Origin of the sequence: Streptomyces sp. NBC_00316 (genome assembly GCF_036158715.1) — a bacterium.
Lineage (GTDB): Bacteria > Actinomycetota > Actinomycetes > Streptomycetales > Streptomycetaceae > Streptomyces.
Window position 1 is genome coordinate 6,164,841 of record NZ_CP108023.1, and the last position, 13,275, is coordinate 6,178,115.

Consider the following 13,275-nt stretch of genomic DNA (forward strand, 5'->3'; position numbering starts at 1 on the left):
CCGGCTCACAGCTCCTTGGCGAACCAGTGCTCCGCGTACTGCCGCCGGTGGAACGCGGGCACCTCCCGGTAGCCGTGCTTGGCGTACAGCCCGCGCGCCTCCACCAGGTCGTTGCGGGTGTCGAGCCGGATCCGCCGTATGCCGAAGGCGCGTGCCGCGCTCTCGACGGCCGTCAGCAGCAGCCCGCCGCCGCCCGTGCCGCGGTACTCCGGGCGTACGAACACCCGGGTCAGCTCGGCCACGTCCGCGTCGACCAGCAGCAGCCCGGCGCAGGCCGCCGGCTTTCCGCCGAACCTGCCGACGACGAACGCGCCGGTCGGCGGGGCCAGCCGGTCGGCGCCGTCGTCGGTGAGTCCCTCGTCGATCTCCTCGGAGGTCGCGGGCCGCTTCCAGTAACGGCTGGCGACCTCGTCGTAGTAGTCGCGGCGCAGCGCGGTCGAGTCGGGCGCATCGAAGCGCTCCGGGGTCACGGTCCAGGTCATGCGGTCATTGTGACTTGTGCATGATCGGAAGCCGAATGGATTGACCGGCGGTGGATCCCCGTACCGGGCGTCACCCTGCGTGCGGCTGTTCGAGATCCCTGCCTTTACCGGTTCTCATGTCTTACCGGATCTCACGCAACGGCGGCGGGACGGTGACCGGCGGCGGGGGCACCACCGGCCGCCGGCGCCGCGCACGAGCCATCAGGAGTGCCACCGCGGCCGCCGACAGCGCGGCGCCGAGGACGGTCAGCGTCCAGGCGGGGATGCCGGCCACGGTCAGCAGCTCGTTCCGGTACGTCACGGTCCGATACGGGGTATCGGCGGCGGTCGCGAGCAGTTCGTGATCGCCGTTGATCAGCTCCGGGCGCGGGAACGACTGCTCGATCGCGGTGATGAACACCGGTTCGCCGCCCGTCAGCTTCCCGATCGCCTCCGTCGGTGTGGCGGACGCCCGGGACGCGGAAGACGCGGAGCCCGGTGGGGCGAACCTCTGCGCGTACGTCACCCGGGGCGCCTCCCCGCCGATCGGGCTGCTCGGTTCCATCCGGTGTTCGGCCAGCACGTACAGGCCCAGCGACTGGGGCGTCGAGGCGAGTTTCGACAGCCGCATCGGATAGACGATCCGGTCGCTGGCGAAACGCAGCCGCAGCGGGTCGAGCCGGCCCCTCAGCAGCGTGTCCTCGTCCCGGGGTGCGAGGCGCACCGCCACGTACTCCCACTTCCGGTCGACGTACGGCTGCAGTGCGCTCGCCAGCCTGCCGGGCAGCTCGAAGCCGTTCTGCTGCAGCCAGTTCTGCAGCGCCCCGGGGTCGGTCGCCGTCAGGCGTGCCACATCGAACGGGCCGAGCCGTTCCCGGCCGACGACCTCCACCGGCGGTGCACCGGCCGCGGACGGCCCGGCGCCGCTGCTCGCGCCGTCGCCCGGACCGGCGAACGGCCAGTCCCCGGAGCGTGGCCAGAAGTAGTGCCGGGTGGCCCGGACCGGCGCGGTGAGGGTTTCGAGCTCGGAGAAGAGCGCCGGGTCGCCGAGCTCGACGGATGCGCGGTGCGGCACGGGCATGATCCAGGCCGCGTCGGGCGCGTTCCCGCGGACGGTCAGGCGCATGACGATCTGTTCGGTGCGGCCGTCCCAGTCGACCACCGAGGTCTCCCGGTCGACCGAGACGTGCGTCTGCCGGCCCGGGATCATCGCCCCGCAGCCGCAGGCGTACGCCGGGCTGATCAGCGATCCCAGCTGGAGCGACACCAGCATCAGCAGCACGGACAGTGCACGGGCCCCCCACGCATCCCGTTGCCTCCACGCGTACCGCATGACTGCATTCCTCCCCCGAGACCGTCGTGACCCTGCGCCCGCGATCACGGGGACAGACGTGCGCGCGAAGAATCCGGTTCCGCTCGCTGTGCGGGGCGATCGGCGAGCGGTCATTCCTTCGGACAAAAGCACCGGAATGACGGCCAGGCGAAGAAAGGGTTGATTGTGTCTATCTCGTGGCGCAATGCGAAGGTTTCACAGCGCGTCCTGGGACGAGGACAGCGGGTGAACAGTGGGAGGTTCGGCGCAGCGTGGCGAATGCGGAGCACAGCGTGCACGGAAACGCGGCAACGGAGGCGAGGACCGGGGCTGCCCGGGCCGTGCTCTGGCTGGTTGTCGCCCTGCTGGCGGGACGGCAGATGGCGGTGGTGCTGCGGCAGCCGCCCGGGGAACGGCTCACCGATCTGGAGACCTGGATCGGTGAGCACGGCGTCCTGCACGTGACGGGGTCGCTCTACGACAGCGACCGCTTCACCGGCACCCCCTTCGCCGGACTCGTGCTGAAGCCACTGACCCGTACGGCCGAGCAGAGCCTCGGCGTCGCCTGGACCTTCGGTTCGCTGCTGCTCGTCGCCGCACTCGGCCTCGTCGCGGCCCGCGCCCTGCCGGGGCCCGTCTCCCGGCGTACGGCCCTGCTGGCCGCCCCTGTCGCGATCAGCCTGCTGATGCTGTCCCTGCCGGTCCGCAACGCCTTCCAGCTCGGGCAGACCAGCATTCTGCCGGTCCTGCTGGTGCTCCTCGCCTGTTTCGCGACCCGTGGGGAACGTGCGTCCGGCGTCCTGATCGGGATCGCGGCCGCGCTCCAGCCGACCGTGCTGCTCTTCGCCGTCCTGCTCCGGCTGACCGGCCGCCGCCGGGCAGCGGCGACCGGTGGTGGCGCCTTCGCCGCCTGCACCGCGCTGGCCTGGGCCGCGATGCCGCAGGACTCGTGGACGTACTGGGTGCACCATGTCGCGGGCGCCGGGCTCGGCGACGGGGAGGACGGCCTCGCCAACCAGTCCCTGCACGGCGCGCTCCTGCGCCTCGGCCTGGCGGGTCCGGCCGAGATCGTGCTGTTCCTGCTGCTGGCGGCCGCGGTCTGCTGTGTCGGGCTGCGGCGCGCCGTGCGGTACGCGAACGACGGCCAGCTGCTCCTCGCCGTCGCGGTGACCGGCTGTGTCGCCGTTGTGGTCTCTCCGACGGCCTGGCAGCACCAGCTGCTGTGGGTGCTCCTCGCGGTGGTCGGCCGGGCCGGCGAGCGGGCCTCCGACCGGCTGGTGTGGCCGGCCATCGTGGTGCTCGTGATCACGCTGCCCGGGAAAGTGCTGCTGCCGAACACCGCGGTCGCCGTGCCGGTACGGGACAACGTGCTGCTCATCGCGGCGCTCGGCGCGGCCTGTGCCGCCCCGTTCCTGCCGCGCAGCTCGCCGCACTGGCAGCGGCCGATCCCCACGGACTACGCCACCCCGGTCCCGGCCCGCTGGGGCCGCGTACCGCTGCTGCCGTTCTGGCGGCGGGTGCCCAGCCGCCCCGACCTGCTGCTCGAACTCCTGCTGATCCGGGTCGTGTACTCCGCCTATGCGCAGGTCAGGCTGGCGGCAACGGCCGGCCGCCCCACCGCTGAGAAGCACGGCAGGCAGATCCACTCGTTCGAACAGTGGCTGCACATCGACATCGAGCAGTGGGCCAACCACGCGGTCGTCCGCATCGGCTGGCTGAAGGCCTTCTTCGACTACTACTACGCGACGTTCCACTTCATCGTGCCGCTGGCGATCCTCGGTGTGCTGTACGTGCGACGCCCCCCGGACTACCGCTGGGCCCGCTCCACCCTCGGCTTCGCCACGCTGGCCGCGCTGCTCGGCTTCTGGCTCTATCCGCTGGCCCCGCCGCGGCTGATGCCGGGTCTCGGCTTCATCGACACGGTCCACGGTGTGCAGGACTTCGCGAAGCCGGACTACGGCACGCTCACTTCGCTGACCAACCAGTACGCCGCGATGCCCTCGCTGCACTTCGGCTGGTCGCTCTGGTGCGGCGTCATGTTCGTGCTGATGGCGCCGAAGCCGTGGATGAAGGCGCTGGGGCTGCTGCACCCGCTGTTCACGGTCTCCGCGATCGTGGCCACGGCCAACCACTGGGTGCTCGACGCGGTGGGCGGGGCGCTGGTCGTCGGGCTCGGCTTCGCGCTCACGTACGTCCTGGCGGGGCCGCGCACGCTGCAACCGGTGGTGGCGGCGGGGGCGACGGCAGAAGGAGAACGCGGTGTGACTGCGGCGGGGGCGGCCGGGGAGAGGACCGGCGAGACAGTGGGCAGTACCGGCTGATTCCCGCGGTCGGCCGTACACGTGCCGAAGGGGTGCCGGACGACACTTTTTTCGTCCTGGCACCCCTTCGGCGTGGATCGCCGCTTTCCCAGCATCCGCCTGTCCCGGGCGGCCCGCCACTCGAACAGCTCAGAGGCGGTCAGTGGGACGGTCCGAGCGCCCAGGTGGCGAAGGTGAGCGTGCCCATGGACACGAACGTCGAGGCGACGACGGAGTTGCGGGCGAGCCCGGCGTCCAGGCCGTACTGACGGGCGTAGATGAACGCGTTCTGGGCCGTCGGCAACGCGGAGCACAGCACCACGGCCAGCAGCTGATGGTCCCGCAGGTGCAGCAGCGGGCCACCGAAGAGGAAGGCGATCAGGGGCTGGACCAGCGTCTTCAGTACGACGGTGACCCCGACCTCCGCCCGTTCCCCGGACGGCGTCCGTTCCGCAGCCCCTGTCGACGCTTCGTCCGCCGCCTCTGATGACGGCTCCGCCACCGCCGGGCGGCCGTTCAGTGACAGACCGAGGGTGATCAGGGCGGTGGGCACGGCGGCCGCACCGAGCAGGTCGCAGGAGTGCGCGAGGGCGGCCGGCAGATGCAGCCCGAGCGCGGAGAAGGCGACGCCGAGCATCGAGGCCATGATGATCGGGTTGCGGACCGGCATGGTCAGCATCCGCCGGAGCGTGACGCCCTTTCCGGATCCGGCCCGCGTTCCCGTGTCGAGGAGTGTCAGGATCACGGGGGAGACCAGAAGCACCTGGAACAGGATGATCTCGGCGACGAACGACGCGTCGCCGAGCACCTGGACCGCCACCGGGATGCCGAGATTGGCGGAGTTGACGTAGCCGGACGCCATGCTGCTGATCGCCTGGTCGGCCGTCCTGCGGCCGAAGAAGCGCCTGGCCAGCACGAAGCCGAGGGTGCTGACGAGCGCCGTGCCCGCGCCGAAGGCCACCATCGAGACGTTGGCGAACGCGTCCAGCCGCGCCCCCGAGACCATGGTGAACAGGGCGGCGGGCATGGCCACATGGAAGACGAACCGGCCGAGCACGGCCTCCGCCTGCGCTCCCAGGAGACGGCTGCGGCCGACCACGTAACCGATGGCGGTGAGCGTCCAGATGGGGGCGAAGCCGGAGAGCAGGGCGTGCATGGACGCCATGATCCCCGTACGGCGGCGTGCTTCCGCGGCCGGGGTGCCGGGTGCGCGGACGGGCGGCGGGGGCCGGGGCATGGGAGGGACGTCCCCCACCGCCCGTGGATCCGCGGGCCGGTCAGCCGGCGGGTGTACGAGCCTTCCGGTCCGTGCTGACCTGGAGTTGTTTGATCCCGTTGAGCCAGGCGGAGCGCAGCCGCCGCGGGTCGCCGACCAGCCGCAGATCCGGCAGCACGTCGGCGATCGCGTTGAAGATGAGGTTGATCTCCATGACCGCGAGGGACTTGCCGAGGCAGAAGTGCGGCCCGCCGCCTCCGAAGCCCAGATGGGGGTTGGGGTCCCGCGAGATGGTGAAGGCCTCCGGGTTCTCGAAGACCTCGGGGTCGTTGTTGGCGGAGGAGTAGAACAGCCCGACCCGGTCCCCCTTGCGGATCCGCTGCCCGCCCAGCTCGACGTCCTGGGTGGCGGTCCGCTGGAAGGAGACCACCGGGGTGGACCAGCGCACGATCTCCTCGGCGGTCGTCTCCGGGCGCTCGCGCTTGTACAGCTCCCATTCGTTGGGGTGGGTGAGGAAGGCGTGCATGCCGTGGCTGATGGCGTTACGGGTGGTCTCGTTGCCGGCGACGGCGAGGAGGATCACGAAGAAGCCGAACTCGTCGGAGGAGAGGTTGCCTTCGCCCTCCGCGGCGACCAGCTGGGAGACGATGTCCTTGGCCGGGCACTCCTTGCGTGCCGCCGCCAGGTTCATCGCGTACGAGACGATCTCCATCGCCGCCTCGGTGCCGACCTCCTCGGTGATCGCGTACTCGGGATCGTCGTACGCGGCCATCTTGTTGGACCAGTCGAAGATCTTGGAGCGGTCCTCCTGCGGGACGCCGATGAGCTCGGCGATGGCCTGGAGCGGCAGTTCGACGGCGATGTTGGTGACGAAGTCGAAGGATCCGTCGTCGCCGGCGGAGGCGAGGGCGGTCTCGACGATCGAGCGGGCGCGACTGCGCAGCGCCTCCTCCAGGGACCGGATGGCGCGGGGTGTGAAGCCGCGCTGGACGATCTGGCGGACCCGGGTGTGCTCGGGCGGGTCCATGTTGAGCATGATCAGCTTCTGGACGTCGATCTGGTCGCGGCTGATCGACTCGTTGAAGCGGATGACGGCCGTGTTGGTGTGGGACGAGAACAGTTCGGGGTGTGTGGAGGCGTACTTGACGTCCGCGTGCCGGGTGACCACCCAGTAGCCCTCGTCGTCGAATCCGGAGATACCGGCCGGCTGGGTGCACCACCAGACCGGGGTGGTCTCCCGCATCCGGGCGAACTCCGGGTGCGGGACGCGTGATTGGAGCAGGTCGGGGTCGGTGAAGTCGAACCCTTCGGGCAGATGAGGGCAGGGCATCGGCAACTCCAGGTCGGACCGAGGGCCGCCGAAGCCATGTCTGACGACCCATCAGAAGGTGCCCGAAAGGTAATAACGAGTTCTACAACTGGCAAGAGCCATGGTCGGATCCATTGTGTGAAGAGTCGGTGTGCCCGGCCGAAAACGGGCGCACGGTGCGTGCACGGCTCTTGCGTACCCGGGGTAAGTCTCACCAGACTGCTGGCAGAACTAGAACGCGTACTAGTTCCTTCCGTGGGCTCCGGGACGCCCCTGCGGAAGTGCGAGGAGAGGACGAGCTCATGGCCGCGGAACCCGTCATCGTCGAAGCCGTACGCACCCCCATCGGCAAGCGCGGAGGCGCGCTCGCCAATCTCCACCCCGCCTATCTGCTGGGCGAGACCTACCGTGAACTCCTCGGCCGCACCGGCATCCATGCCGACTGCGTCGAGCAGATCGTCGGCGGCACGGTCACCCACGCCGGTGAGCAGTCCATGAACCCGGCACGCAACGCCTGGCTCACCGTGGGACTTCCGTACGAGACCGCCGCCACCACCGTGGACTGTCAGTGCGGCTCTTCGCAGCAGGCCTCCCACATGGTCGCCAACATGGTCGCGGCCGGCGTCATCGACGTCGGTATCAGCTGCGGTGTGGAGGCCATGTCGCGCGTACCGCTCGGCAGCGGCTCCAAGCACGGCCCCGGCAAGCCCTGGCCGGACGAGTGGAACGTCGATCTGCCCAACCAGTTCGAGGCCGCCGAGCGCATCGCCCGCAAGCGCGGCCTCACCCGCGAGAACGTCGACTCGCTCGGCCTGATCTCGCAGGAGCGGGCGGCCGTCGCCTGGGCCGAGGAGCGGTTCAAACGGGAGACGTACGCGGTCCAGGTGCCGACCACCGAGGAGGAGCAGGCGGCCGGACAGGGCATGTGGCGTCTCGTCGACCGTGACGAAGGGCTGCGGGACACCACCATGGAGGGGCTCGCCCGGCTCAAGCCGGTCATGCCCACGGCGATCCACACCGCGGGGAACTCCTCGCAGATATCGGACGGCGCCTGCGCGATCATGTGGGCGTCCAAGCGCATGGCGCGGGCACTCAAGCTCAGGCCGCGCGCCCGGATCGTCGCCCAGGCGCTGGTCGGATCCGACCCGCACTTCCACCTCGACGGGCCGATCGACGCCACCCGTGCGGTGCTCGGCAAGGCCGGCATGTCACTCCGCGACATCGACCTCGTGGAGATAAACGAGGCGTTCGCCTCCGTAGTGCTGAGCTGGGCGCAGGTCTTCGAGCGGGACATCGACGGACTCGAGAAGGTCAACGTCAACGGAGGGGCCATCGCGCTCGGTCACCCGGTGGGTGCCACCGGGGCCCGGCTGATCACCACGGCGCTGCACGAACTGGAGCGCAGGGACAAGGAGTTCGCGCTCATCACCATGTGCGCGGGTGGGGCGCTGGCCGCCGGCACGATCATCCAGCGGCTGTAGGGCGGCATGCCGGCCGGGTTCCGGGCAGGGCGAAGGCCCCGACCGGAACCGGTCGGGGCCTTCGCGTGAAGCCGCTTGCTGCCGGCTCAGTACCAGTGGTTGGCCTGCCAGAACGACCAGGCGGCACACGGGCTGCCGTAGCGGGAGTTCATGTAGTCCAGGCCCCACTTGATCTGGGTCTTGGGGTTGGTCTTCCAGTCGGCGCCGGCCGAGGCCATCTTCGAGCCGGGCAGCGCCTGGACCAGGCCGTAGGCGCCCGAGGACGCGTTGGTCGCGGTGTGGTTCCAGCCGCTCTCGTGCGACACGATGTTGCTGAAGCACTGGAACTGGGCCTCGTTGCCGATCATCGACTTCGCCATGCCCTGAGCACTGGAGGGCGCAGCCATGGCCGGGGAGACGCCGAGGGCCAGGCCGGTGGCGCCGAGGAGCACAGCGGCGCCGGCGACGGTGGCCTTGCGGCGGGCGGTGCGGGGCTGGGCGAGGAAGGTGCGGGCAAACGACACAGAAGAGCCTCACTGTCGGGTACAGGGGAGTCGCGGACCGGGCCCAAAGGTGCGGGGACCAGTGCTCGTTGACCGCGAGATGTTCCGGGGAACGCTGCGGTGCTCGGCGACGTGACCAGTGTTAGCCGTGGAGTTCAACCAACGCAATGACCCCCAAAACGGCCTCACCTAGCACTCCGGGTCAAAGGTCCTGAACCGCCACAAAAGACTCCACAGCAGGTCAGAGGGGGTGAAGCGGGCTCCAGGTGCGGGGAGAACATCTACTATCCCCGTTGGTGGAGGACTAAGGTCCTGTGGGACCCTTCACGCCCTCGGGACCCTCGAATGTGACCTGGGCCTCGAAGGATGCGCGGCGCGTGGCCCGGCGCAGCGCCTTCAGCAGGGTCGGGCCGATGGTCAGGGTCAGGACCGTCGTGAGCACCGCCCGGCCCAGGTCCCAGCCCAGCGATGTGGCCAGGCAGTAGGCGAAGAAACGGACCAGGTTCTCGGACAGCGGGTCACCGGGGTGGAACGAGACGCCCGAGCTGGGGCCCGGCACGATCGTCCAGCCGGCCAGGTTCATCACCGTGCCGTACGCGAACGCTGCGACGCCCCCGTACGCACCGAGCATCAGCAGCTCGGCCCGCCCGCGAAGCCGGTCCGGGCCGGGCAGCAGCCCGGCGCCCATCGTGAACCAGCCCATCGACAGCATCTGGAACGGCATCCACGGGCCCACCCCGCCGGTGAGCAGGGCCGACGCGAACATCGTCACCGAGCCGAGCACGAAGCCGAAGCCGGGACCGAGCACCCGGCCGCTCAGCACCATCAGGAAGAACATCGGCTCCAGCCCTGCCGTGCCCGCGCCCAGCGGGCGCAGCGCTGCGCCGACCGCGGCGAGGACCCCCAGCATCGCCACGGCCTTCGCATCCATGCCGGAGTCCGCGACAGTGGCGACGACCACACCGACCAGGAGCAGAAGCAGCGCGGCGAACAGCCAGGGGGCGCCCTGGGACTGGGTGAGGCCGGAATCCGGGCCGGCGAGCAGCGGCCAGCCGACGGCGACGACACCGATCGCGCCGATGAGGAGGAGCGCGGCGATCGCCCGGGGGCCCAGCCGCACGGGACGGCTCCGGCGGCCGCTCATACGGCAGCCTCCAGCGCCCCGCGCACCTGCGCCACGGTCAGCCACTCCTGCGGCGCGAGGATCTTCGCGGTCTGCGGCGAGAACGCCGGCGACGAGACCACCACCTGCCCGGTCGGCCCGTCCGCGACGATCTCCCCGTCGGCGAGGATCACCACCCGGTGGGCCAGCTCGGCGGCGAGCTCCACGTCGTGCGTGGCCAGCACGATCGCATGGCCCCCGGCCGCCAGGGCGCGCAGCACACCGACCAGCCGGGCCTTCGCCGCATAGTCCAGACCGCGGGTCGGCTCGTCGAGCAGCAGCAGCGGGGGCCGCGCGGTCAGCACGATCGCCAGCGCCAGCGCGAGCCGCTGCCCCTCGGAGAGGTCGCGCGGGTGGGTGGCGTCCGGTACGTCCGGCAGCAGCTCGGAGACCAGGGCCCGGCAGCTGCCCGGCGCCGCGCCCGCATCGGTGTCGGCCGCCGCGCACTCGGCGGCGACCGTGTCCGCGTACAGCAGATCGCGCGGCTCCTGCGGTACGAGCCCGACCCGGCGCACCATGTCGCGCGGATGCGTACGGTGCGGGGCCAGGCCGCCGACGCGGACCGTGCCGCTGGTGGGTTCGACCATCCCGACGAGGGCGGCGAGCAGGGTGGACTTGCCCGCGCCGTTGCGGCCCATCAGGGCGACGGTCTCGCCGGGCGCGACGCGGAGCGTCACCCGGCGCAGCGCCTCGACGCGTCCGCGCCGTACACCCAGGCCCTCGACCAGGGCGGTCGCCTCCACGACGGGCTCCGCAGTCGGCTCGCGCCGACGCCGGAAGAGCCCACGGCGCACCGGGGCTGCGTCGGGCAGCGGTGCCGCGGCGACGGGCGCCGAGGGGACGGTGGGGGCTGCTGCGGACGGGGCGGGCGCCGGTGCGGGGGCGGTGGACGCCGGCGGTCCGGCCGAGGCCAGCCGCTGCCGCAGAGCCGCCGCCCGGCGCCGTGCGTCGCGCACCGACAGCGGCAGCGGATCCCAGCCCGCCAGCCGCCCCAGGGCGACCACCGGCGGATGGACCGGGGACACGGCCATGACGTCGGCGGGCGCACCCATCACCGGCGCCGCGCCCGGCGAGGGCAGCAGGACGACCTGGTCCGCGTACTGGACCACACGCTCCAGACGGTGCTCCGCCATCAGGACCGTCGTGCCCAGGTCGTGCACCAGCCGCTGGAGCACCGCGAGGACCTCCTCGGCCGCCGCCGGGTCCAGTGCGGACGTCGGCTCGTCGAGGACCAGGACCTTGGGGTGCGGGGTCAGCACCGAACCGATCGCGACCCGCTGCTGCTGGCCGCCGGAGAGCGTGGCGATCGGCCGGTCGCGCAGCCCGGCGAGACCCAGCAGATCGAGGGTCTCCTCGACGCGCCGCCGCATCACGTCGGGGGCGAGACCCAGCGACTCCATGCCGTACGCCAGCTCGTCCTCGACGGTGTCGGTGACGAAGTGGGAGAGCGGGTCCTGCCCCACCGTGCCGACCAGATCGGCGAGTTCCCGTGGTTTGTGGGTACGGGTGTCGCGGCCGTCGACCGTCACCCGGCCGCGCAGCGTGCCGCCGGTGAAGTGCGGTACGAGACCGGAGACGGCGCCCAGCAGCGTCGACTTGCCGACCCCCGACGGGCCGACGAGCAGCACCAACTCACCCTCGGGGACGGTCAGATCGACCCCGGACAGGGTCGGCCGTGCGGCCCCCTCGTACTGCACCGAGACCTGCTCGAACCGGATCACTGGTCCTCCTCCGAGTCCGCGACGGCCACCGCGGACGGCGCGGGCGCCACCACCGCGGGCAGCAGCCCGATCAGTACCGCCGCCGCGGGCCACAGCGGGAAGACCGGCGCGGTCGGCGGTACGACGCCGGGGTGCAGCGCCGCCGTGTCCGCACTGCCCGCCCAGATCATCGCCGCCGCGACCGTCGCACCCGACCCCGCCACCAGCCACGCCCTCGCCCCCCACCGGTCGGGCCGGTAGCGGGTACGGACCGAGCGGGCACCGCCCAGCCGCAGCCCGGTCATCGCGGCGACGAGCCCGGCGAGCAGCAGCGGCAGCCCGTACACCGCACCCTGCGTGGCCAGCAGGCCGTACGTGCCGGCGCAGACCCCCAGCAGCCCGCCGAGCACAAGGACGTTCGTGGTGCGCCGGACGGCGGGCGGAACCTGGGCCGTACGCCCGTATCCGCGCGCGTCCATCGACGCCGCCACCGCTACCGAGCGCTCCAACGCGCCCTCCAGCACCGGCAGTCCGATCTGCAGGACGGCCTTGATGCCACCGGTCGGGCGGCCCCGCAGTCTGCGTGCGGTGCGCAATCTCACCACGTCGGCGACCATGTTCGGCGCGAACGTCATGGCGACGACGACGGCGACCCCCGCCTCGTACAGTGCACCCGGCAGCGACTTGAGCAGCCGGGCCGGATTGGCCAGCGAGTTCGCCGCGCCGATGCAGATCAGCAGGGTGGCCAGCTTCGCCCCGTCGTACAGCGCGAACAGCATCTGTTCGGCGGTGACCCGGCCGCCGATCCTGACGCCCTGCGCCCAGTCGGGCAGCGGGACTTCGGGGAGGGTGAACACCGTGTGCGTACCGGGGATCGGCGAGCCGAGGAAGACGGAGAACAGCAGCCGCACGCCGACGACGAACAGCCCGATCCTGATGAACGCCCCGTACGAACGGGCCCATGGCGCATCCGTCCGGCGCACCGCGACCACATAACCGGCCACCCCCACCAGCAGTCCGAGCAGCAGCGGATTGCTGGTCCGGGACGCGGCGGTGGCCAGCCCCAGCGCCCACAGCCACCACGCCCCGGCAGGCAGGGCGTTGCTGCGGGTCGCCACGGGGGCGCGCAGGGCACGGCCCGGCCGGGCCGTGCGGGGGGAGGCGGTCATCCGCGGCGGCGGCGGGCCTGCACGACCGCGGCGATGCCGAGAAGAAGGACGGCGGCGACCCCGGCGAGCACCCCGGCGGACGGACCGCCGCCGCTGCTTCCCCGGTGGGCCGAGGCGGACGGGCTCGCGGGCGGCTGCGACGTACGGCCGGCGTCCCCGCTGCCGGATATCTGCTCGCCGCAGCCCGACGCCGGATAGCCGGAGATCGCGCAGAGCAGTGCGTTGCTGTCGTAGCGCAGCGGCTTGGCCACCGAGGCGAGGGCCTCCGCGGTGCTCGCGTCCTCGGCGACCCGGGCGCATGCGGTGCGCAGGGCGGGCGGTGTCTCCCCGTCCGGGGCGTCCGCCGCGGTGCCCGGGTCGATGACGAGCGCGACCCGCTTGGTGCCGTCCTGGGCGGGGGTGTCCGCGCAGATCTCCGCGAAGCCGGGGGCGCGGCGCGGCTTCGCCGAGTCCTGGGAGTCCTCGCTGACCGAGAACCGGAAACCCTGCACCGCGCCGTCGTCGGGCCGGATCAGCGAGGGGCCCTGGGTGGCGTACGCCCAGGCCGTCCCCCGGCCCTCCCAGAACGACCAGTAGCGGTAGCCGGCCGCGTGGGCGGTGCCCGCGCCGAGCACGGTCAGGGCGACGCCGAGGACGAGCAGCAGGGCCGTGGCCGCCCGCCCGCCGATCGCACTTCCCACTCG

11 protein-coding genes are annotated in these 13,275 nt (G+C 71.8%); 2 read left to right on the forward strand and 9 right to left on the reverse strand.

Translation table 11 applies throughout. From position 1 onward, the window contains the following. Positions 1-5 precede the first annotated feature (5 nt). Both OG878_RS27420 and OG878_RS27425 read right to left on the reverse strand, forming a co-directional pair. Entirely contained in the window at positions 6-482 is a 477-nt protein-coding gene (locus OG878_RS27420; protein ID WP_328889241.1) for a GNAT family N-acetyltransferase, read from the reverse strand. 121 nt (positions 483-603) lie between these two features. Further along, positions 604-1,794, reverse strand: coding sequence for a DUF2330 domain-containing protein (locus OG878_RS27425; protein ID WP_328889242.1), 1,191 nt, complete (start codon positions 1,792-1,794; stop codon positions 604-606). A 320-nt stretch (positions 1,795-2,114) separates the two neighbouring features. Between OG878_RS27425 and OG878_RS27430 the strand changes: the two genes are divergently transcribed. Beyond that, positions 2,115-4,094, forward strand: a complete 1,980-nt coding sequence (locus OG878_RS27430) for a bifunctional glycosyltransferase 87/phosphatase PAP2 family protein (RefSeq protein WP_328891395.1) — start codon at positions 2,115-2,117, stop codon at positions 4,092-4,094. Between the two features lie 139 nt (positions 4,095-4,233). Here the strand turns inward: OG878_RS27430 and OG878_RS27435 are convergent, their stop codons facing one another. Further along, positions 4,234-5,310 carry an AEC family transporter gene (locus tag OG878_RS27435; protein WP_328889243.1) on the reverse strand — a complete coding sequence of 359 codons (1,077 nt, stop codon included), beginning with the start codon at positions 5,308-5,310 and terminating at the stop codon, positions 4,234-4,236. 40 nt (positions 5,311-5,350) lie between these two features. Beyond that, positions 5,351-6,619: a cytochrome P450 gene (locus tag OG878_RS27440; protein WP_328889244.1), complete on the reverse strand. Its 1,269-nt coding sequence runs from the start codon at positions 6,617-6,619 to the stop codon at positions 5,351-5,353. A 281-nt stretch (positions 6,620-6,900) separates the two neighbouring features. Here OG878_RS27440 and OG878_RS27445 point away from each other — a divergent pair, with 281 nt between their 5' ends. Further along, positions 6,901-8,079 (forward strand): steroid 3-ketoacyl-CoA thiolase, encoded by a 1,179-nt coding sequence (locus tag OG878_RS27445; RefSeq protein WP_328889245.1) that lies wholly within the window; start codon positions 6,901-6,903, stop codon positions 8,077-8,079. A gap of 86 nt (positions 8,080-8,165) precedes the next feature. Here the strand turns inward: OG878_RS27445 and OG878_RS27450 are convergent, their stop codons facing one another. The 5 genes from OG878_RS27450 to OG878_RS27475 all read right to left on the reverse strand — a co-directional run bounded on the left by OG878_RS27450 (position 8,166) and on the right by OG878_RS27475 (position 13,260). After that, entirely contained in the window at positions 8,166-8,582 is a 417-nt protein-coding gene (locus tag OG878_RS27450; RefSeq protein ID WP_328889246.1) for a transglycosylase SLT domain-containing protein, read from the reverse strand. 283 nt (positions 8,583-8,865) lie between these two features. Then, positions 8,866-9,705, reverse strand: a complete 840-nt coding sequence (locus tag OG878_RS27455) for an ECF transporter S component (RefSeq protein ID WP_328889247.1) — start codon at positions 9,703-9,705, stop codon at positions 8,866-8,868. Continuing rightward, a complete protein-coding gene (locus tag OG878_RS27460) occupies positions 9,702-11,444 on the reverse strand; it encodes an ABC transporter ATP-binding protein (protein WP_328889248.1) in 1,743 nt (580 codons plus the stop codon). The genes OG878_RS27455 and OG878_RS27460 overlap by 4 nt, the downstream gene beginning before the upstream one ends. After that, the gene (locus OG878_RS27465) at positions 11,441-12,592 is read right to left on the reverse strand and encodes an energy-coupling factor transporter transmembrane component T (RefSeq protein ID WP_328891396.1); all 1,152 of its coding nucleotides are present in this window, start codon (positions 12,590-12,592) and stop codon (positions 11,441-11,443) included. The genes OG878_RS27460 and OG878_RS27465 overlap by 4 nt, the downstream gene beginning before the upstream one ends. After that, positions 12,589-13,260: an SCO2322 family protein gene (locus OG878_RS27475; RefSeq protein ID WP_356117355.1), complete on the reverse strand. Its 672-nt coding sequence runs from the start codon at positions 13,258-13,260 to the stop codon at positions 12,589-12,591. Before OG878_RS27475 ends, OG878_RS27465 begins: the two co-directional genes overlap by 4 nt. Positions 13,261-13,275: the final 15 nt, after the last annotated feature.

Coding starts and splice junctions, on each gene's coding strand:
- OG878_RS27420 (WP_328889241.1), bottom strand. CDS start 482: ATGACCTGGACCGTGACCCCGGAGCGCTTCGATGCGCCCGACTCGACC.
- OG878_RS27425 (WP_328889242.1), bottom strand. CDS start 1,794: ATGCGGTACGCGTGGAGGCAACGGGATGCGTGGGGGGCCCGTGCACTG.
- OG878_RS27435 (WP_328889243.1), bottom strand. CDS start 5,310: ATGCCCCGGCCCCCGCCGCCCGTCCGCGCACCCGGCACCCCGGCCGCG.
- OG878_RS27440 (WP_328889244.1), bottom strand. CDS start 6,619: ATGCCCTGCCCTCATCTGCCCGAAGGGTTCGACTTCACCGACCCCGAC.
- OG878_RS27445 (WP_328889245.1), top strand. CDS start 6,901: ATGGCCGCGGAACCCGTCATCGTCGAAGCCGTACGCACCCCCATCGGC.
- OG878_RS27455 (WP_328889247.1), bottom strand. CDS start 9,705: ATGAGCGGCCGCCGGAGCCGTCCCGTGCGGCTGGGCCCCCGGGCGATC.
- OG878_RS27465 (WP_328891396.1), bottom strand. CDS start 12,592: ATGACCGCCTCCCCCCGCACGGCCCGGCCGGGCCGTGCCCTGCGCGCC.